Source organism: Streptomyces sp. MP131-18, assembly GCF_001984575.1.
In the GTDB taxonomy this organism is placed as follows: Bacteria; Actinomycetota; Actinomycetes; order Streptomycetales; family Streptomycetaceae; genus Streptomyces; species Streptomyces johnsoniae.
The window spans coordinates 292916-311741 of sequence record NZ_LZNS01000001.1 but is presented as its reverse complement, the minus strand read 5'-3'; the positions used below and the strand labels follow the sequence as shown (position 1 = coordinate 311741).

The following is an 18826-nucleotide window of genomic DNA, read 5'->3' as shown; positions in this document are numbered from 1 at the left end:
CCGCTGCCGCCCGTGGGATTCACCGCGGGCGGCAGCCGGCGCCGGGACGACGAGTCGGCTCCGTCAGCGGTGGTAGGCGGGCATCGGACCGCGCAGGTCGGCGCCCACCGCGTCGCAGGCGGCGGTCACCTCGTCCGGCAGCGGCCCGGCGTGGGCGGCCGCGAGATTGGCGCGCAGGTGCTCCACCCGGGAGGCGCCGACCAGCACCGCGTCCACCCCCTCGCGGCCGAGCAGCCACCGCAGCGACAGCTCGGCCGGCGGCAGGCCCGCCTCCCCGGCGATCCGCGCCAGCCGCGTCACGGCCTCGAACAGGCCCGGGTGCCAGTACCGTTCGCGGTACATCGGTGCCAGCCGCGAGTCCGCGAACCGCCCGGAGGCGGGCTCCCGGCCGAGACGGTGGCGGCCGGTCAGCAGGCCGCCGCCGAGCGGGTTGTAGACCACGGTGCGCAAGCCGCGGGTGACCGCGTACTCGCGGTACTCCTCCTCGACGCGGCGGGCCAGCAGGTTGTAGAGCTGCTGGGCGACGCCGGGGCGCGGGGCGTCGATCCGCTCGGCGGCGTGCGTGAGTTCGGCGATCCGCCAGGCGGAGTAGTTGGAGACGCCCAGCGCGCGGATCTTCCCCTCGGCGGCGAACTCGGCCACCGCGCCGAGGGTTTCCTCGATCGGTACGGAACGGTCCGGCTGGTGCAGGTAGAAGAGGTCCACGTGCTCGGTGCGGAGCCGCCGCAGACTGCCCTCGAGCGCGCCGCGGAGCCCGGCGGGCGACAGCGGTGCGTGGCCGCCCGCGTCCGGGTGCGGCATCCCCGCCTTGGTGGCCACGGTCACCCGGGCGCGGCGGGCCGGGGTCAGCAGTTCGCCGAGCATCGTCTCGGTGACGCCGCCGGCGTAGGCGTTGGCGGTGTCGACCTCCGTCACCCCGGCGTCGAGCGCGATGTCCAGCATGGCCGCGGCCCCGGCGCGGTCGACGGTGTCGCCGAAGGTCATCGTGCCGAGGACGAGCGGGGGAGCGGGGGAGTTCACTTGAGGCCTCCTTCGGGCGTTGAAGGCCGTCGCCGATGCAGGTGAGCGCCGCGTCGAACCGGTTGAGCGCAGGAGGGAACGGCGACTTGGGGGCCTGAAGGTCACGGTGACACGGGTGCGCGATCCGCGCAAGGTATTTCGCGCGGACCGCGCAAACCGTGCGCCCTGCGTCCGCGCGCGAGGAAACCGAGAACGCCGTTCCTGGCTTTGCGTCGAGGGTGCGCCACGGTCCTCCTTGTCGAGAACATCGTTCTCGCTTCGTGTCCGCCTCCCCGGAAGGACGTTCATCGTGACACAACGGCCACTTCGGTCCGCAGCACCCCGTCCCGGCGTTGGGACCGCATCGGCCGCGGCCGGATGGCCTTCAACTCCGCGATCACCTTTGCGGACGCGAGCGACGACCGCTTGATGGTGGAGGGGTGGCGGACCTCCGGATACTTCGTGTTCGGCGCGATGTGGGCGATGCTCGCGTTCCGGCCGCGGCAACGGTGCCCGCCCTCACCATCCTGCACACCGACGAGGGCATGCAGGCCTCGATCAGCGACTCCTGGGTCGGGTCGTCCACGATCTTCGCCCACGGCGTCTGCCGCGGGTGGGAATCGTGGCGAGTCCTCCGGCGCGGGAACGCCTCGACGCACGCAATCCGAGTCATGAACGAGCCGCTCGACCGCGAACGCCACGCCGTTCAGCCCGCAGCCACGACCATGCGACGACCCGTCGTCATCTCATCGCTGCTCGTTCCCGTGACGATCGTCAGCGGCCTCGTCGTCGTCTCCTGCACGCTGCGGGACCGGCGGCTCCGAGCCCTTCGGCCATGGGCGTCCGCGCTCGCCTGGCTGGCCTGCGGTGCCGCCTGATTCGTGGAGGAACGCCGAGTCGGCCGCCAGTGATCCATCAGGCGCCGCGGCCCGAAGAGAGAACATCGTCGACTAGAAGGTCGGGTGCATGATCACTCCACGGCAAGCGGCGCGCGAGCACCTGACCACGGTGCTTCCGGCCGACCTGTCGCTACGCGCCGTGGCCCGGGACCTCCCGCCACCGCCCCCAACGGCCGTTGCTGACCGGCAGGAACAGCCGCGGCCGGGCCCAGTCGCTGACCATCGGATGATCGGCCGGTGGAAAACCGGTGCCCGTGCAGATCCTTCCTTGCCATGCTTGTCGCCGGCCGGGTTCGGGCGCCGAATGATGTTCGCGAACACATCGGGGGCGTCGCTGATGTCCCCCTGCCGTGTATGCGTACGTGACAAGAGGGAGGAAGGTATGGACCCACTGGAACTCGGTCGTGCAGTTGAGGCAGGACGGGTGACCGCTGCGGAGCTGGGCCTTCAGGTCAACGATGTGGTCGTCATCCACAACTCGGATCGTGTCGCGCTGCGCCTGGTCCCTTGTGACGTTCTGGCTCGGGTCGCACCTCCAGGACATCTGGCTGGTTCCGAGTTCGAAGTAGAGGTTGCCCGCCGTCTCGCCGACGTCGACGCTCCGGTGGCCGAGCTCGATCCTCGGGTCGGCCCCCGGGTCCATGTACGTGATGCCTTCGCCATCTCGCTCTGGACCTACTACGAGCCGGTGAAATCGGAGATCGAGCCGGCCGACTACGCAGACGTGCTCCTGAGGCAGCATGCAGCCCTGCGCCAGATCGATCTGGACGCACCGCATTTCACCGATCGAGTCGCCGCGGCGCTGAGAGAGGTGAACGACCGGGAGCAGTCCCCCGAGCTGGCCGACTCCGACCGTGATCTCCTCAGCGACACACTCAGCGGACTGAGCGCCGCGATCAGCTCCGAGAAGGCCGGCGACCAGCTCTTGCACGGCGAGCCGCATCCCGGCAATCTCCTCAACACAAGGAGAGGGCCGCTTTTCGTGGACCTCGCCACATGCTGCCGCGGGCCGATCGAGTTCGACCTCGCCCACGCGCCCGAAGAAGTGGGAACGCACTACGCGGGCGCTGACCACTCCCTGATTCACCAGTGCCGCGCCCTGACCTGGGCAATGTTTTCGGCCTGGCGCTGGCGCCGAGGCGACCAAATGCCCGACCGGGACCACTGGAGAGCGGAGGGACTCAACCAGGTTCGTGCGGCACTCGAACGCTGCGGACTGGGCTGAACATCAACGACTCCGAAGCAGACTCGTCGCATGATCGGCCGGACAAGGCCGGCCAGCCATCCGCTACGACACGGGCCGCCGCCAGGCCGGTGGCGCCGGGCCCGAACGGCCAGGCGCCACCAACTGCGTTCAGTCATACGGGTAGCAATCCTGGCCGAAAGAAATCATTACCGGGACGGTCTGGGTTTCCGTGCCGTCGGATGCCCAGAGCGTGGCAACGTGATCGCCGACCGGGGCCGGTGCGATCGACACGTGGACGAAACCGATGTATTGCCAGTCGTCTTCGTCCACGTCCGAGGGATAGATCTTGCCGCCATCGCTGTACGAGCCGGGAGGCAGGTCCGAGATCCCGGCCGTGATCGTGGTCGACCAGGTTCCGTGCAGCGGGACGAGGAAGTAGGTGTTGGGCCACCCCTCCCCCGGGTCGAGGCATATGCGCTGCGGGTGGCCCGGGGTGTGCTCCAATGTCCAGGTGGCCGCTGAGGCCGGCGACGCGCCGGCCAGGGTCAGCGCGAATGTGGCGACCAGGCCGGAGAATAACCCGGCCATACGACGAGTCAATTTCATCCAAGACCTCCTGATAGGGCGCATGAGGATGCATCACGCGTCACTCGGGCAACGCCTCTGGGGGCCCGGAGGCCATTAATGAGTGTGACCTGAGCAACAGCCCGCGGACAAGAGGTAGTTGAACATTAATCGGCCTGTCGTCCGCTGCCCTTGCTGCCACTGAGCCGGTCCGTGATCCGCAGCCGCTCGATCGCCGCGGACGGCCGGAGGGCGGGCTTCAGCGCGAGTTGCGGACCCAGGCGCTGGCTCCCCGGCATACCGTCGCCGGAAGGAGACGCCGAACCGCACGGCAAGCTGCCGCATGGTGAGGTTCGTGCGGCAGTAGACCGCCAATCAGCAGCTACCCGCTGCCCCGCGAACGCCTCGACCCGCGCCCCGTTCAGCCCGTGCGGAAATGCCCGGCTCACAGCCTTCCGCAATGAACGCGGCCCGCGCCCCCCCCGTGGGGGGCGCGGGCCGGGGCGGCTGGGGTGTCAGCTGCCGGGCGTGCCGACCACGTCGGCGTGCTCTTCCATCCACTCGGCGACACCGGCGGCCGGGTCGTCCTGGTGCTGGTTCACCACGAGGTCTTCCAGGGCGCCGTACTCCTCGTCGGAGAGCTTGATGCCCTCGATCCACTCGGCGACCTCGGGGAACTCCTCGGCGAAGCCCTCCCGGCCCAGGAAGTGCAGGGCCTCGACCTCGCCGAGCGCACCCTCCGGGTCCTCCAGGTCACGCACGTTGTACTCGGCGTTCGCCCAGAACGGGCGCCAGAGCGTGACGACGATCTCTTCCTGCTGGTCGATCGCGTTGCCCAGCTCGGTGAGCATCGTCGAAGTGGAGGACGTCGCCAGGGTGTAGCCGGCCTCCTCCAGGCCGTAGGCCGGGAACACGCTCTCCTGCGTGGCCTCGGTCAGACCCGCGCCGGGCTCGATGCCGACGATCCGGCCGTCGAGTTCGTCCGCGTAGTCGGGCAGGTCGGCGATCGAGGTGATCTCGCTGTACTCGGGCACGGCGAAGGTGAGGACGGCGTTGTCGTAGTAGGCGCCGATGTCCTCGATCCGGTCCCCGTACTGCTCCATGTAGGAGGCGTGGGTGACCTCGGGCCACGCCGAGGGGAACATGTCGATATCACCTTCGGCCAGCGCGGTGTAGAGCACGCCGGCCTCGCTGATCTCCTCGTGCTCGACCGTGTAGCCGGCCTCTTCGAGGACGTGCTCCAGCAGGTAGGCGGTACTCAGGCCATCCGTCCAGGACGGGATGTAACCGAGGGTAATGGTGTCGCCCCCGCCGGAGCCGCCGTCACCACCGTCGTCGCTGTCACTGTCGCCACAGGCGGCCAGCGTCAGGCCGAGCGCGGCGGCAGTGGTCACGGCGGCCACCTGACGAAGCCGAGGGGTGGGGGTTCTCATGTGATCTCTTTCCCTTGTCGAACAGTAAGAGTTCAGGCCGCCGGCACGGCCTGCGAGGCCTTCTGCTCGGAGACCGCCTTCCGGCCTTCGAGGGCGACCTGACGGCGACGGCGCAGGAAGGCGCCGAGCGAGCGGCCCGTGGGCTGACCGATGGCCGCGGTGCTCCGGTCCAGGAAGATGGCCAGGATGACGATTGCCAGACCGGCTTCGAAACCGACGGCGACATCGACGCGGGAGAGCGACTCGACAACGATCTTGCCGAGCCCGTCGGCGCCCACGAAGCCGGCCATGACGGCCATGGACAGGGCGAGCATGATGACCTGGTTGACGCCGGCCATGATGGTCGGCAGCCCGAGCGGCAGCTGGATGCCGCGCAGAATCTGCCACGCCGTGCCGCCGAACGCCTGTCCGGCCTCCACGGTCTCCTTGTCCACCTGCCGGATGCCCAGCTCGGTGAGCCGGACGCCCGGGGCCATCGCGAACACGATGGTGGCCACCACACCGGGGGCGTACCCGATGCTGAAGAAGATCACCACGGGCACCAGGTACACCAGCGCCGGCATGGTCTGCATGAGGTCGAGCACCGGCCGGACGATGGCGCTGACCGTGTCGTTGCGGGCGGCGAGGATACCCACCGGGATCGCGACGATCACCGCGATGACGGTCGCGATGAGCACCATCGCGAGGGTCTGCATGGCCGGTTCCCACAGCTCCATGCTCACCACGAGGCCCATGCCGAGGAGCGCGAAGACCGCGAACCGCAACGACCGGATGGCCATGCCGAGGAGCGCGAAGAGGATGACGACGATCAGCGAAGGAAGTGTGAGCAGCCACTCGCTGAGGCCCTCGACGAGGAACTCGAGCGAGTCCTTGATGCCGTCGAGCAGCGGGGACATATTGTCCTTGATCCACCGGATGCCGGTGTCCACGCGGTCCCCGAGGGGCAGGTGCGGCAGCGAGTTCACCGGATGCCTCCAGCCATGGTCTTGAGGAGGGTGCCGGGCTCGTCGGGGCTCGGCGGGGCCAGCGCGCTGAGCAGGGTCACGCGGGGGATGATGCCGACCAGCGCACCGGCCTCGTTCACCACTGCCAGCGGCGCGCGGCTCGCGGCGGAACGCTGGAACAGGTCGGCCAGGGAGTCCTCCGGGCTGACCTGTGCGACTCCCTCACTCCGCAGCGGCAGCGTTTCGGTGCCCGCCCGCACGGCGTCGGCGATGTCCTCCTCCCAGACCATGCCGCGCACCCGGCGGTCCTTGCCGACCACGAGCAGGGCGTGTGTCTGGTGCTCGCGCATCAGCCGGTGCGCGGCCTTCGGGCCGGTGTTGGGCCCGATCACGGCGACCGGGCGCTCCATCACCGTTCCGGCGGTGAGCACGCGGGTCCGGTCCACGTCGGCGACGAACTGGGAGACGTAGTCGTTGGCGGGCTCGTTGAGGATCTCCTCGGCGCTGCCGACCTGGACGATCCGTCCATCGCGCATCATCGCGATCCGCTCACCCAGGCGCATGGCCTCGTTGAGGTCGTGAGTGATGAACAGGATCGTCTTGCCCAGTTCGGATTGCAATTCGAGCAGCTGGTCCTGCATCTCCTTGCGGATCAGCGGGTCGAGGGCGCTGAACGCCTCGTCCATGAGCATGATGTCGGTGCCGGCGGCCAGGGCACGGGCCAGACCGACCCGCTGGCGCATGCCGCCGGACAGCTCGGATGGCATATGGCCGCCCCAGCCCTTGAGCCCCACCAGCGCGAGGGCCTCCTCGCCGGCCTTCTGCCGGTCGGCCTTGTTCATGCCGCGCAGCTGGAGGGCGTAGGCGGCGTTCTCGCCCACGGTGCGGTGCGGCAGCAACGCGAAGTGCTGGAACACCATGCTCACCTTGTTGCGCCGCATCTCCCGCAGTCGGGCCGGGGACAGGTGCGTGACGTCCTCGCCGTCGATCCGCAAGGTGCCGTCCGTCGGTTCGAGCAGACCGTTGACCATGCGGATCAGGGTCGACTTGCCGGAGCCGGACAGGCCCATGACGACGAAGATCTCGCCGGCCTGGACGTTGAACGTGGCGTCGATGACCGCTGCGGTCAGTCCCTCACGACGAAGGTGGTCGCGGTCTCTTCCCTCGGCCAGCATGCGCACGCCGCGTTGTGGCCGTCGGCCGAAAATTTTGGTCAGGCCTGTCGCTTCTATGACCGGCACGATGCTCCTGGGTCGGGGTCACGGACAACCGCATCTCGCGCATCATGCGCCGGGCGGCGATGTCGCCGGCCCACAAGCCGGTGACCGGCGGCCCCGACGACGCCGTCCACCATTGCACGGGTCCTGCACGAGATGCACACATAAGGGTGTATCGAGGCGATAACGATCAACCGCTTCCGCGGCGGTAAGGCGCGACCGCGATGGCGGTGATCCGCCGGCGGCGGGCCGGCCGGCGTGCTCGACGGGCTGGAAACTTGAGTCTACGCTCCTGAGCCGCGATGGCACCGGCCGGGGGCCCGGACCCGCGCTGCCGAGGTCGCGCCCTCGGTGGATGTGAGTCTGGTCACCACCGCGATCCGGCGCCTCCGTGGCCGCCGCGCGCGGTTCCGGGACTTGCGGTGGGGCGCGAAAGAGCCTGCCGGCCGAGGTGTGGGCGTGCGCCGGATCACAGATCAGCGGCTCCGCGAACGAACGCGTCCCGCGACCGGCGGCCGGAGCGGCTGGCCAAGGCCGCCCTCATCGGCGGCTTCCCGTCCCCCCACGGTCAGCTGTACGCCGACTTCTTCGAGGTGAGGGACGGCGTCATGCCCTTCCCCGGCCGGGGAATGGGAGCGGAGGCCACCGTGTCGGCCTTCGACGGCCAGGCCGGCCTGTGTTGGTGCCCGCGTCACATGAACGTTCGCCGGGCATCGGCCGGTCGCGGGACGGCTTCCGTCCTTCGCCTCGGGGACGGGCCCGGCACCTCTCACGGCCGCGCCCTGCCGCCGCCCGTGGTCTCGGCCGCGTGCTCGCAGGCGCGTGCGTACTCGTGTACCAGCGGACGGCGGTCGTCCGCGCGCCAGGCAAGGGCAAAGCGGCTGGGCGAGATGCCCCGCACCACACGGGTGACGACTCCGCCGAGGGTGATCAGCGGGGCATTCCCGGCCGCCAGCAGGACTACGCCGAGACCGGCGACGAGGGCCTCGTACGTCTCCTCGGTGCTCGCCACCTCCGCGCCGATGAGCGCGGGCGTCCCGCCGCGGGCGTCGGTGGCGAGCCAGTAGTCCCGCAGGGGCCCGGCGCTGTCGGGCAGAGCGAGGAACGGCTCGTCCAGCAGATCGGCGAAGTCGACGTTCTCCTGGTCGGCGAGCGGGTGAGTATCAGCCATCGCGACCAAGCGTGGCTCCTCGGTGACCACCACCCACCGGTAGCGGTCCGGCTCGGGCAGAGGCAGCCAGACGAACGCCGCGTCGCAGGTGCCATCGGCGAGCCCGGCGGTCGAGTCGTGCCAGGGGACATGGCGAAGTCTGAGGCGGGCCTGGGGGCAGGCGGCGGTGAAGCGGGAGCGGATCGCCGGCAGCACGCCCCCGCGCCCCGGGCTGGTGCTCATTCCCACGACGAGGACGGCCGCCCGGTCGGCCATGACCCGGGCGACTGTCTCCTGGGCTGCCTCCCACTCGGCGAGAATGCGCTGGGCGTGCGGCAGCAGCGCTGCGCCGACCTCGCTCAGGCGCACTTCGCGCCGGTCGCGTTCGAACAACGCGGCCCCCACCTGCTTCTCCAGCATCCTGACCTGCTTGCTCAGTGCGGGCTGCGAGACGTAAAGCCGCTCGGCCGCGCGCGTGAAGTGCAACTCTTCGGCCACTGCGGCGAAGTACCTCAGATCGCGTCCGTGAACGTCCATAACCAACGGCTATCACGGCAGGTCTTGGACGGGCAACTGGTCTGCCGCGCAGAGTGGTTCGCACGGACCCGCCGAGAACGGCGGATCACCCGGCACAGGGAGAAGAACATGAACAAGGTATGGCTGGTCACCGGGGCGAGTAAGGGGCTCGGCCGCGCGATCACCGAAGCGGCAGTGGCCGCGGGCGACATCGTGGTCGCCGCCGCCCGCCGCACTGAACTGCTCGACGACCTGGTCGCCGCGCACCCGGATCAGGTCGAGGCGCTATCGCTGGACGTCACCGACATCGCGGCCGTCCAGGCTGCGGTTGACGGCGTGGTAGCCCGGCACGGCCGGATCGACATTCTGGTCAACAACGCCGGACGGGGCACGGTGGGGGCGGTCGAGGAGGCCACCGACGCGGAGCTGCGGAGCCTGATGGACCTGCACTTCTTCGGCCCGGCCGCGCTCACCCGGGCCGCGCTGCCGCACATGCGACACCGGCGCTCAGGCGCCATCGTTCAGCTGTCCAGCATGGGTGGGCGGTTCTCCTTCCCCGGAGTCGGCGCCTACTCCGCCACCAAGTTCGCCTTGGAGGGACTTTCCGAGGCCTTGGCCGCCGAGGTCGCCCCGCACGGCATCCGGGTGCTGATCGTCGAGCCCGGCGCATTCCGTACCACCTTCGCCGACGCCGGGTCCCTGCAACAGTACGCGGCGCTGGATGCCTACCAGGACACCGTGGGGCCGGTCCGCTCGGGGCTGCCGGGCGGCAACGGCCAGGAAGCCGGCGACCCGGCCAAGGCCGCGGCCGCCATCCTCACCGCCCTTGACGCCGACGAGCCGCCGCTGCGCCTGCCGCTCGGCAACGACGCCGCCGACGCCATCATCGACCACCTCGACCGCGCCGGCACCGAACTCCGCTCCTGGGAGAAGCTCACTCGTTCCACCGACTTCGGCGACTGACACCACCTCCGGCACGACGGGGGATTCGACCGTCACGCGCCCTCGGGTACGGCAGCGATGGCCCGCTTGACGCGAACGCCGCAGGCGCCCTGGCTTCCGTCTTCCACGCCGAGGCCACCACCACAACCCCCGGCCACCGTGCCGGCGTTGTAGAACTGCGCGTCCGCACGCAGGGCACGGAGCCCCGGTGACGAACCGCTCGGCCGCGCGGGGACTGGAGGCGGTATCGAACCGTGCTCGCCGGCAGTCTTGTGCGCGAGGCCGGTGTGGCGCAGGTGGTGTCGGCGGGAGTGTGGCGTCCCGACTCCGTGTTGCACGAGGCAGACCTCAATGGACGGCGCCTCTCCGTCTCGTCCGTCTCGTCCGTCTCGCGGTACGGGGTGCTCACCACCGAGTTGCCACCCCCGGGGGCCCAGTTGCCGAAGAAGTACCGGCGCGGGCGGCAGACACTGATCCGGACCGATTCCGGCGGCGGCCCCCACGCGTTCGTGGCCTGGCTACCCAAGCGGGGCCGGTGGCTGTCGTACTCGGTCGGTCCCCGGCTCGGCCTGGACGCCGGCCACCGAACCCGACGGAGAGATCCGGGACGGCTCCTGGGGCGCCGAGATCGACGGAGATGTACTCAAGGGCTGGCCGAGGGCATGCGGCTGCCGAACGTGGCGGCGGTGGGAGGGGCCTGGCAGTGGTCCCCCGGCCTGGTCCTCAACGCCGTCGTCCTCTGGTCGAGCCGATGCATCGACGCCGCCGTCGCCCAGTCGCGCGCCGGAGAACCACGAACTCCGGGATGAGGACATCGTCCGCCTGTCCCCGCTCAAGCACCGTGACCGCAACGTCCTGGGCGATACAGCTTCACCGCCTCCGCCCCGGCCGACGGTGTCCTGCATCCCCTGCGCGATCCCGGACGCGCCCGGACCGGACGAGGACGACGACGGGCAGCAGGGCTGAGGTCAGGCGGGCCGGAGCCCGTACTGCGTCAGATCTTCGAAGGGCGCCGGTCGCGCCGCCTGCGTCTGTTACATGGTGTATCGGGTAGCGAGCCGGGGGGACTGGCCGCCGAAGGCGGCGAGGTCGGCGGTGAACACGTCCTGGAGGAGCCGGTGGTTCTCCACGCCGGGGGCGCTGACAGTCTCGCCGAGTTCCAGGCCGCGCAGGGCGCCGGTGACGAGGTCGTCGGCGCTCATGCGCGGCACGGCGCTCATGTCCAGGCCCTGGGAGGAGTGGAACTCGGTGGCTACCACGCCGGGGCAGACCACGCCGACCTCGACGCCGGAGTCCTCGACCTCGGCGGCCAAGGTCTGGGTCATGGCGACGAGGTAGGCCAGGGTGCCGGCGTAAACGGCGCGGCGCGGCATGACGGACTTGTCGGCGGGGCCGGAGAAGGCGATCATCCCGGCGACGTTCAGGATGGTGCCGGCGCCGCGCTGCTGCATGGGGCCGACGGCGGCGCGCATGAGCTGGGTGGGGGCGAGCACTTTGACGTTGACCAGTTCGCGGGCCTTGTCGGCGGGCAGGTCGGCCAGCGGCATGTAGTGGGAGACGCCGGCGTTGTTGACCAGCATGTCCAGCGGCTCGCTGGCGCAGATCTCGGCGAGGGTGTCGATGCCGTCCTGGGCGGCCAGGTCGGCGGCGACGGTGCGGACGTGCACCTCAGGGTGGGCGGAGGCGAACTCCACGAGACGGTCCTGGCGGCGGCCGACGATGATCAGGTCGTAGCCGTCGGCGGCGAAGCGTTCGGCGAACGCCTTGCCGATGCCGGAGGTCGCGCCGGTGACAAGGGCGAGCTTGCTCATGAGGGGTGTTCCTTCCGACAAGGGGTGTTCCGGCCCAGGCGGCCGGGCGGGTGGTGGGGATGTGGTGCAGCCGGGCGAACTCGCTCGGTACCGGGCGGCGCCATACTCGGGTCGGCCATCGCCCCGATCGTCGGTGCCGACGATGTAGCCCTGGCGGTGGAGGCCAGATCGGCCTCGACGCCGTTCACGTCGATGCGCCACTCGATGACCAGCGGCAGCTCCGCCAGCGCCCGACCCCCGTTGACGTGGACGCTGGGCGGGCCCAGCCGGTAGACGGCCACATCACCTCGGTCGGCCATCGCCTTGGTCCGGGTCACGAAGTCGGCGCTGCCGGGCTCAGCGCTGCGCTGGAGCCGCTGCCGAGCTTGAGGACCTCCACCAGCGAGCTCAGATCCACATACACCCGGGCAGTCAGGGCGGCGATGTCGGCGATGGTCTGCTGGTTGAGCATGAGCAGCGCGTTGTTGAACAGCTTCGCCGTCTGCCCCGCCCCGCTGTTCCCCAGGTGCACGACGCGCGGAGAGCGAGTCGAACACCGGTCGGCAGCGCTCAGCGGCCTCGCCAGGTCCGCCGCCCATGCAGGCCGGCCGCTTCTCCTCGGCCGCCGGACGCCCACCGCCGACCGGAGCGTCCAAAACCGCGACGTTTCCGGCCGCGCACTGTCCGGCAAGCCGGACGGCGGCGGCCGGGACGCCGGTGCCATGGTTGACGACGACCGTGAGCTCACGCAGGTGCGGCAGCATCCGCGTGACCAGACGAGGCGACCACCAGCTCCTCGACGGAGTCCGCCACCTGATGCGCAACGCCGTCCAGCGGCTCCAGCGACGCGGCACGGCGAGCCCACACGTGCAAGGGGAAACCGGCTTCGGCGATTGCCCGGGCCATCGGCAGACCCTGATCGCCCAACCCGATGACCCCGACCACGGGAGTGCCCTGAGGCGCTGGTGTCTCACTCATGCACTCAGCATGCGCACCAAGCACATCATGAGGTAGTAGACCCGCCTTCCTGGGGCTACCAGTACCAGGAAAAACAAAAGGGCACTTTGCCACAATGGCGCCATGCCCCAGACAGAACTCGGGGCGGCCCTGCGCACCTGGCGCGACCGCGTCACCCCCGACCAGGCCGGCTTGCCCCCAGGCGGCCGCAGACGCGCCCCCGGGCTGCGCCGTGAAGAGCTTTCTCAGCTCGCCGGCATCTCCGCCGACTACATCATCCGCCTCGAACAGGGCCGCGCCACCAACCCCTCACCCCAGATCGTCGACGCCCTCGCCCGCGCCCTGCGCCTGGCACAAGGAGAACGCGCACACCTCTTCCACCTCGCGGGACTCGCCGAACCCGGCCCCGGCACCGTCCCCCGCCACATCACCCCCGGCGTCCACCGCATCCTCGACCGCCTGAACGGCACCCCCGTCGCCGTCTACGACGCCACCTGGACCCAGCTTCTCGCCAACCCCCTCTACACCGCTCTCATAGGAGACTGGCACGGCCCCGACCTCAACGCCGCCTGGCGCGCCTTCATCACCGCCACCACCCGCGTACGCCACACCCCAGAATCCAACGGCGCCCTCCAGCAACTCCTCGCCGCCGACCTCCGACGCACCGCGGCCCTCTACCCCGACGACCAGGCACTCACCGACCTGATCACACGGCTCCAACGGCGCAGCGCCCACTTCGCCGAACTCTGGGACACCGGCGCCACCGCCGAACACCAATCCAGCCGCAAGACCATCGACCATCCCGCCGTCGGCACCCTCACCCTGGACTGCGATGTCCTCCACGTCGCCGGAGATCATCTGCGCATCATGGCCTATACCGCCAAACCCGGAACCGAAGACGCCGAACGCCTCGCCCTGCTCTCCGTCATAGGCACACAGACACTCATCGGCTGAGGACTGGAAACAGAATGAGGTCTTCGGACATCGGGAATGTCGCTCTGCCAGCTCGCGCCGCTGCGGCCGAGGTGCAGCGTGGGGGAAAGCCGTGGGAGATCGACCATGGGCTGTGGGAGCGTGTCGAGCCGCTGTTGCCGATGGTCGGGCGGTGTCTCCGGTCCCCGGGGCGTCGGCTGCTCGATGACCGGCGGGTCCTGTGCGGCATCCTGTTCGTGCTCCACACCGGCATCCCCTGGCGTCACCTGCCGCAGGAACTCGGCTTCGGCTCCGGGACGACCTGTTGGCGGCGGCGGAGCCTGGCAGCGCCTGCACGAGTTGCTGCTGGCCGGCATGCTGGCCCTGTTTCGGGCGTCGGTCGACTCGAGGCATGTGCGGGCGGTGAAGGGTGGCTCCGAGCGCTCTCGCCGATCAGAGGTAAACGTTGTCAACCGCTGCGCCGTCCGAAGCACCTCCGCGCCGACCGCGGTTACGACCACGAGAGCTACCGCGACCAGGTCCGACGGTTCGAGATGATCCGCGCATCGCCCGACGTGGCACCGAACGTGGCCCCGGCCTCGGCGTACACCGCTGGCGGGCGGGAGGCCATTGCTCGGGCCGAGGCACACCCGCCGTCCCCGGCGGGCGCCGGACGAGACCCGTGCCGGCCCATCGGGATGGGCTTGCACGGACCTCGGGCGGCGTTGATGAGCTCGGTTCACCGCGCCGGCAGTCGGGAGGGCCTCCGGCGCCGTGGGTTCAGTCGCGAGCGGGCCGCAGGATCACGCGGGAACTCGCGTGCTCCGCGATGGCGCTCCGGCTGTAGAGGAGCGGGAACGTTCCGTCATCCGCCCAGAGTTCGTGCAGGTCGTCGTAGTGCGGGCTGCTGGGGTCACCGGATTGTCCGGGGGCGTTGATGGCCCGCGAGGCGTCCCAGTCGCCCACGTCCACGGCCATCCGGAATACGGGGCCGACGAGCTGCTCGTAGGTGAGCGGATTGAAGAAGGACGCCTGCACCGTGTGGTAGGTGCCGCCGCGCGGTATCGGGCCGAACGTGTCCCCCAGCGGGTGCCGGAAGACGTGCGTCTGGAGGTCGCCCCAGCGCCAGGCGGCGGGGTCGGGGCCGAGGCCGAAGTCCTCGCTGACCAGGCGGAACGCCGGGGCCAGGGTCCCCAGCAGCAGCGTGTCCCGGACCTGGGCGCCGTCGGGGCCGAACCACTCGTCCGGGTTGGCGAACGACTCCAGCATGACGGTGACTTCGGGGTTGATGAAGAAGTTCGGGTTGTCCGCGCCCTCGGGAACCAGCATGCCCAGCCAGCTCGGCCGCAGGCTCAGCATGGCCCAGGTCTCGAACAGTGCGGCGGCGGCCGAGTCCTCGCTCGCGACGCCGTCGTAGCCGCGCAGGAGCTCCAGGGCCTGGTTGGTGGTCGGGTCCTCGGAGGTCAACCCGTCGAGGTAAGGCAGCAGTTGGGTGGCGAAGAGCGACTTCTGGTCGGCCTGTAGATCCAGCGAGTCCTGGAGGGTGGCGTCCTCGGCGACCGAGAGAACCTCGTCCAGCCGCTGCTTGCGGAACGGCAGGTGCCATTCGTAGGTCGGCGTCACCGGGTGGCCCTCGGGGAAGTTGTACTCGTTCGCCGAAGCGAAGTAGCCCTCACCCGGGTTGAGTTCGCGCGGCAGCTCCTCCTGGCTGTAGAAGCCGTCCCACTCGTAGCGGCCGTCGCCCGGCACGGGCAGCAGGCCGTCGTAGCCGTCACCGGTGCGGCGTGGGATCAGTCCGGCCGGCACCCAGCCGATGTTGCCCTCGGTGTCGGCGTACGCCATATGGGAACCGGGGGTCTTCCAGCCGTCCAGGGCCTCGCTGAACTCCTCGAAGTTCCTGGCCTTTTGGAAGGCGAGGGCGCCGAGGTAGGGGGAGGTGCCCGGCTCGGTCCAGGCACTGCGGACGGCGTAGGCGCGGTTGTTCTCCTCGTCCACCCGGACGACGGGGCCGTGACGGGTGAACCGGAGGTCGGTCGCGGCCGGTTCCGCACCGGCGACGGGGATGTCCTCCTGGACCGTTTCGAACGACTCCCAGCCGTCGCCGTAGCGGTAGCGGGTCGGGTCGTCGGGGTCCAACTCGTAGACATACAAGTCGTTCTGATCGATCGGCATGTTGGTGAGGCCGAACGCTATGTGCCCGTTGTGGCCGAAGCTGACCCCGGGGTTCCAGGGCTCGCCGGCGCCGATGACGTCGATCCCGGGCGCGGTGAGGTGGACGAGGTAGCGGTTCGCCGGGGCGGTGTTGCTGGTCCGGTGCGGGTCGGCGGCCAGGATCGGCCGACCGGACTCGGTGCGTTCCGGGGCAAGCGCCCAGGCGTTGCTGCCGGCCCCGGCATCCGCGATCGCGTCGGCGGTGGGGTCGGTGGGCCGCATCTCACCGTTGTCGAACGTGACGCCGGCGGTGGCCAGGTCGTAGGTCGCCAGTACGTCGTCGGGAATGCTGCACGGATCGAGACCGTCCGGGATCTCGGGGGTGTGGGCCGGCTCCAGCGTCCTCAGGAACCGGCTGGCCTCGATACCGCCGGCGCAGGTGAGTTGGGTGCGTGCCAGCTCCCAGCGCAGATTTTCCCCGATGGCGTGTGCGCGGATGCGGACGACGTCCTCGGGCTCCCAGTGGGAAGGCTGGTAGCCGAGCTGCTGGAACTCCTCGGGCAGCGCCTCGGGGTTGTCCGCCAGCCAGTCGACGTAGGCGTTGATACCGGCGGCGTACTGCGTCGCGGCGGCACGCGCCTCGGGGCCGTAGCTCTCCCACTCCTCCTCGATGTCGCCCCGGTAGAGGAACAGCCGGGAGGCGGTGTCCTGCCCGACGTATTCAGGGCCGAGCACCTCACTGAGGAGGCCCAGGCCGTCGCGCCGCCAGGTGTCGATCTGGAAGAGACGGTCCCGGGCGACGGTGAAGCCCTGCCCGAAGAAGAGGTCGTCGGTGTTCCTCGCCCTGATGTGGGAGACGCCCCACTCGTCGACGGTGATGTCGACCGGGCGGTCCAGGCCCGGTATTTCGAGGCGTTCGGGGCGTGTTTCGCCGCCGGTGGCCGAGGCGGGCGCCAGCAGGGCGGCGCCGAGACCGGCCACCGCCAGTGCGGGCGCGAGGAATCTTCGTGTGACGGTGGGCATGAGATGTCTCCGTGGCTGTCGCGGGTGTGGGTGAACCGCTGCAGTGCGGGAACGAGGGCCTCGATCCGCAGTCGTTCGGGGGTGGTCGTTCGGGAGATCGTGGGCGCGCCCCCGGTGCCCGGGGCGCCGCGGACGGACGGCCGCGGCACATGCGGGGACGAACTCGTCGCCCGGGCACGTCACGCGGGTTTCGTCGCCGGAGCACCCCCGGGCGATGAGCACCGTGCCGACGCGGCAGGGAAGCCGCGCGACGGAGGAATCAGCGCTTCCGCCCGGGATGCACCGGACAATCGTTCCCGCATTCCCGGATCTTCGCGCCGGGGAGACCATGGGTGAACCCCTATGAGTGCCTATCCCGGGGAACGGCTGCTTCGTTCGGCGCTCATCGACGCCGAGGACATCGCCCTCTGGAACACTGTTCCCCATCGACGCCGGCTTCCGCCCCGCCGTCGCGATCACCATGCTCCTGACCGGCGGCCCGGCCACCACACTCGTGGCGTATGTCCTGGCCCACCGCCGGAAACCCAGGGGTTCCGCCTCATCATCACCGGCATCGGTGTCCCGGCCATGCGCGGCTCGGCTTCCAGCGGCGGTGCGCCCGTGTGGTGGGAGCGGTTGATGTCGCGCTTTGACCCGCGCACGGTGGTGATGGGGGTGACGGTGGCGGTGGTGCGGCCCCGTCGGCGACGTGGGAGAACGTCAGTCGCTCGGCGGGGCCGCGGTGGAGGGGGCGGTCGGCGGACCGGCGGGTCGGAAGGCCGCACCGGCCACCACGTCGTCTACACGATCTGGAAGGCATCCCACGACCAGATCTGCTTCATGCGCAGCGATGTGCGGCCCACCGCCATCGTCACCGCGAACGGCCTTCAGGCCGTGGGCGTCTACCAGGCGGCGCGGGAGATCGGGCTGAGCGTGCCGGAGGACGGAGGCGTGGTCGGCTTCGACGACCTGCCGGTCGTGGCCTGGGTCGATCCGCCGTTGACGAGGGTCACCAACCGCTGACCGAGATGGCCGTGGCGGCCACCGAGTTGGCGCTCGCCCTCGGCCGTGGCGAGAGGGCGTCGCGGCTCGGACTGGAGATCGCGACCACCCTCATCGTCCGGAACAGCACGGCTCCGCCCAAGGACTGAACGGAGCCCGCGCCTTCCGAGACGACTTTCGCTGAGTTGTTTCATGTCGTGGTGCGGCTGTGGGGCGGTGACGGGGGCGCATTGGCCGGCCCCGGGGGACTTGGCGGAGCGTGAACGCGCTCTCAGCGGCTGGGCGGGTTGATCCGCGGCTGCGCGAGTCCTTCCGGCGGTCGAGGTTCTCGGCGAAGGCTCGGGGCACGCAGAGCACGTATGCGCTGGCGTACCGGCTGCCGAGGTCTGAACTGGGGCCAGGGGAGGGGGCGGGTCGGCGGCGGTGTGGGCCGGAGAACCCGCACCGGATCGGCGGGGCACGCCCTCGCGCGACAAGGCTTCGGGATCTCCTCCAGGGTGGCGACCACAACTCCTTGCAGCTCCTCGACGCTGACCGTGGGGAGGCCGACCCGGCCTGGGCTCGTCGACCAGCCCGTCCGGCCGGTCGGCGAGGGGCCGCCGCCACTTGCGGACCGTGTCCGCGATCATCCGCAGGCCCCTTGCGACCGCGACGATCGGCGGCACCTCCTCGCCCGCACACGCCGGCACAATCCGCGCCCGCAATGCCAACGCCTGCGACGACTTCGCCCGGCGGGTCCACCGTTCCAGCACCACTCGCTCGTCGCCGTCCAGCAGCAACGGCTCCGGCCTCGGACCCCGACGACGCACACCAGAAGCGCTCATACCGGACCTGAGGGCGGATTGCCGGCGCAGGGCACCAGGCGGTCACCGGCGAACGCTACGCCCTGATCGCCCGCTCCTGACGCCGCTCCGTCCACGTGGACGACCAACTCGTCGCACCGCATCCCGCCTGGCGCCGCCGCTACGGCTGCACCATCCGCGCCCTCACCCACCGCTTCCACGATCTGCGCCACACGTGCATCCATACCGCCGCTCGGCTTGGGGCGTTGAGGTCACATCGCGGGACGAGCCGGCGACCTCCCCCCTCCCAGGCGCCTCACGCCCTGCCCGGATGGCCAGGGAGCCGGTGCGGCCGGTCGTCGGTGACCACTGCTCTCCGC

At 70.3% G+C, this 18826-nt stretch carries 14 protein-coding genes and 6 pseudogenes; 9 read left to right on the top strand and 11 right to left on the bottom strand.

Annotated features, from left to right (window positions below; genetic code table 11):
* Nucleotides 1–63: 63 nt before the first annotated feature.
* Entirely contained in the window at nt 64–1020 is a 957-nt protein-coding gene (locus tag STBA_RS01565; RefSeq protein WP_077057510.1) for an aldo/keto reductase, read from the bottom strand.
* 650 nt (nt 1021–1670) lie between these two features.
* On the opposite strand from STBA_RS01565, the gene STBA_RS36995 reads away from it, so the two are divergent.
* Both STBA_RS36995 and STBA_RS01555 read left to right on the top strand, forming a co-directional pair.
* A complete protein-coding gene (locus STBA_RS36995; protein WP_143659405.1) occupies nt 1671–1877 on the top strand; it encodes a hypothetical protein in 207 nt (68 codons plus the stop codon).
* Nucleotides 1878–2280: 403 nt separating this feature from the next.
* On the top strand, nt 2281–3123 hold the full coding sequence (locus tag STBA_RS01555; protein ID WP_077057508.1) for a phosphotransferase: 843 nt from the start codon (nt 2281–2283) through the stop codon (nt 3121–3123).
* A 129-nt stretch (nt 3124–3252) separates the two neighbouring features.
* On the opposite strand, the gene STBA_RS01550 is transcribed toward STBA_RS01555, so the two are convergent.
* The 4 genes from STBA_RS01550 to STBA_RS01535 all read right to left on the bottom strand — a co-directional run bounded on the left by STBA_RS01550 (nt 3253) and on the right by STBA_RS01535 (nt 7266).
* Nucleotides 3253–3690 carry a DUF5980 family protein gene (locus STBA_RS01550; RefSeq protein ID WP_077057507.1) on the bottom strand — a complete coding sequence of 146 codons (438 nt, stop codon included), beginning with the start codon at nt 3688–3690 and terminating at the stop codon, nt 3253–3255.
* Nucleotides 3691–4163: 473 nt separating this feature from the next.
* Entirely contained in the window at nt 4164–5042 is an 879-nt protein-coding gene (locus STBA_RS01545) for a glycine betaine ABC transporter substrate-binding protein (protein WP_216355900.1), read from the bottom strand.
* A gap of 71 nt (nt 5043–5113) precedes the next feature.
* Nucleotides 5114–6046 carry an ABC transporter permease subunit gene (locus STBA_RS01540; RefSeq protein ID WP_077057505.1) on the bottom strand — a complete coding sequence of 311 codons (933 nt, stop codon included), beginning with the start codon at nt 6044–6046 and terminating at the stop codon, nt 5114–5116.
* Nucleotides 6043–7266 carry a glycine betaine/L-proline ABC transporter ATP-binding protein gene (locus STBA_RS01535; RefSeq protein ID WP_077057504.1) on the bottom strand — a complete coding sequence of 408 codons (1224 nt, stop codon included), beginning with the start codon at nt 7264–7266 and terminating at the stop codon, nt 6043–6045. The genes STBA_RS01540 and STBA_RS01535 overlap by 4 nt, the downstream gene beginning before the upstream one ends.
* A gap of 476 nt (nt 7267–7742) precedes the next feature.
* On the opposite strand from STBA_RS01535, the pseudogene STBA_RS38570 reads away from it, so the two are divergent.
* Nucleotides 7743–7865: pseudogene (locus STBA_RS38570) on the top strand (alpha/beta hydrolase); the annotation flags it as partial.
* A gap of 146 nt (nt 7866–8011) precedes the next feature.
* Here STBA_RS38570 and STBA_RS01530 read toward each other — a convergent pair.
* Nucleotides 8012–8929, bottom strand: coding sequence for a LysR family transcriptional regulator (locus STBA_RS01530; RefSeq protein ID WP_077057503.1), 918 nt, complete (start codon nt 8927–8929; stop codon nt 8012–8014).
* 108 nt (nt 8930–9037) lie between these two features.
* Between STBA_RS01530 and STBA_RS01525 the strand changes: the two genes are divergently transcribed.
* The 3 genes and pseudogenes from STBA_RS01525 to STBA_RS39405 all read left to right on the top strand — a co-directional run.
* On the top strand, nt 9038–9871 hold the full coding sequence (locus tag STBA_RS01525) for an oxidoreductase (RefSeq protein WP_077057502.1): 834 nt from the start codon (nt 9038–9040) through the stop codon (nt 9869–9871).
* Nucleotides 9872–10281: 410 nt separating this feature from the next.
* Nucleotides 10282–10510, top strand: a pseudogene (locus tag STBA_RS35440) (IS1380 family transposase); the annotation flags it as partial.
* A 47-nt stretch (nt 10511–10557) separates the two neighbouring features.
* Nucleotides 10558–10816: pseudogene (locus tag STBA_RS39405) on the top strand (Tn3 family transposase); the annotation flags it as partial.
* Nucleotides 10817–10884: 68 nt separating this feature from the next.
* Here STBA_RS39405 and STBA_RS01520 read toward each other — a convergent pair.
* From STBA_RS01520 to STBA_RS01505, 4 genes and pseudogenes are all read right to left on the bottom strand, one after another.
* The gene (locus STBA_RS01520) at nt 10885–11661 is read right to left on the bottom strand and encodes an SDR family NAD(P)-dependent oxidoreductase (protein ID WP_077057501.1); all 777 of its coding nucleotides are present in this window, start codon (nt 11659–11661) and stop codon (nt 10885–10887) included.
* Between the two features lie 313 nt (nt 11662–11974).
* Complete coding sequence (locus tag STBA_RS38565) at nt 11975–12172, bottom strand: NAD-binding protein (RefSeq protein WP_077057500.1); 198 nt, start codon at nt 12170–12172, stop codon at nt 11975–11977.
* 61 nt (nt 12173–12233) lie between these two features.
* Nucleotides 12234–12404 (bottom strand): annotated as a pseudogene (locus STBA_RS39400) (NAD(P)-binding domain-containing protein); the annotation flags it as partial.
* Nucleotides 12385–12618 (bottom strand): NAD(P)-binding domain-containing protein, encoded by a 234-nt coding sequence (locus tag STBA_RS01505; RefSeq protein WP_143659404.1) that lies wholly within the window; start codon nt 12616–12618, stop codon nt 12385–12387. The pseudogene STBA_RS39400 and the gene STBA_RS01505, both read right to left, overlap by 20 nt.
* Before the next feature lie 102 nt (nt 12619–12720).
* Here STBA_RS01505 and STBA_RS01500 point away from each other — a divergent pair, with 102 nt between their 5' ends.
* Together STBA_RS01500 and STBA_RS39215 are read left to right on the top strand one after the other, a co-directional pair.
* Complete coding sequence (locus STBA_RS01500; RefSeq protein ID WP_077057498.1) at nt 12721–13551, top strand: helix-turn-helix transcriptional regulator; 831 nt, start codon at nt 12721–12723, stop codon at nt 13549–13551.
* A gap of 14 nt (nt 13552–13565) precedes the next feature.
* Nucleotides 13566–13844 (top strand): annotated as a pseudogene (locus tag STBA_RS39215) (transposase); the annotation flags it as partial.
* Between the two features lie 445 nt (nt 13845–14289).
* Here STBA_RS39215 and STBA_RS01490 read toward each other — a convergent pair.
* Nucleotides 14290–16683 (bottom strand): penicillin acylase family protein, encoded by a 2394-nt coding sequence (locus STBA_RS01490; RefSeq protein WP_077057496.1) that lies wholly within the window; start codon nt 16681–16683, stop codon nt 14290–14292.
* 834 nt (nt 16684–17517) lie between these two features.
* On the opposite strand from STBA_RS01490, the pseudogene STBA_RS38555 reads away from it, so the two are divergent.
* Nucleotides 17518–17813, top strand: a pseudogene (locus tag STBA_RS38555) (substrate-binding domain-containing protein); the annotation flags it as partial.
* Nucleotides 17814–18826: the final 1013 nt, after the last annotated feature.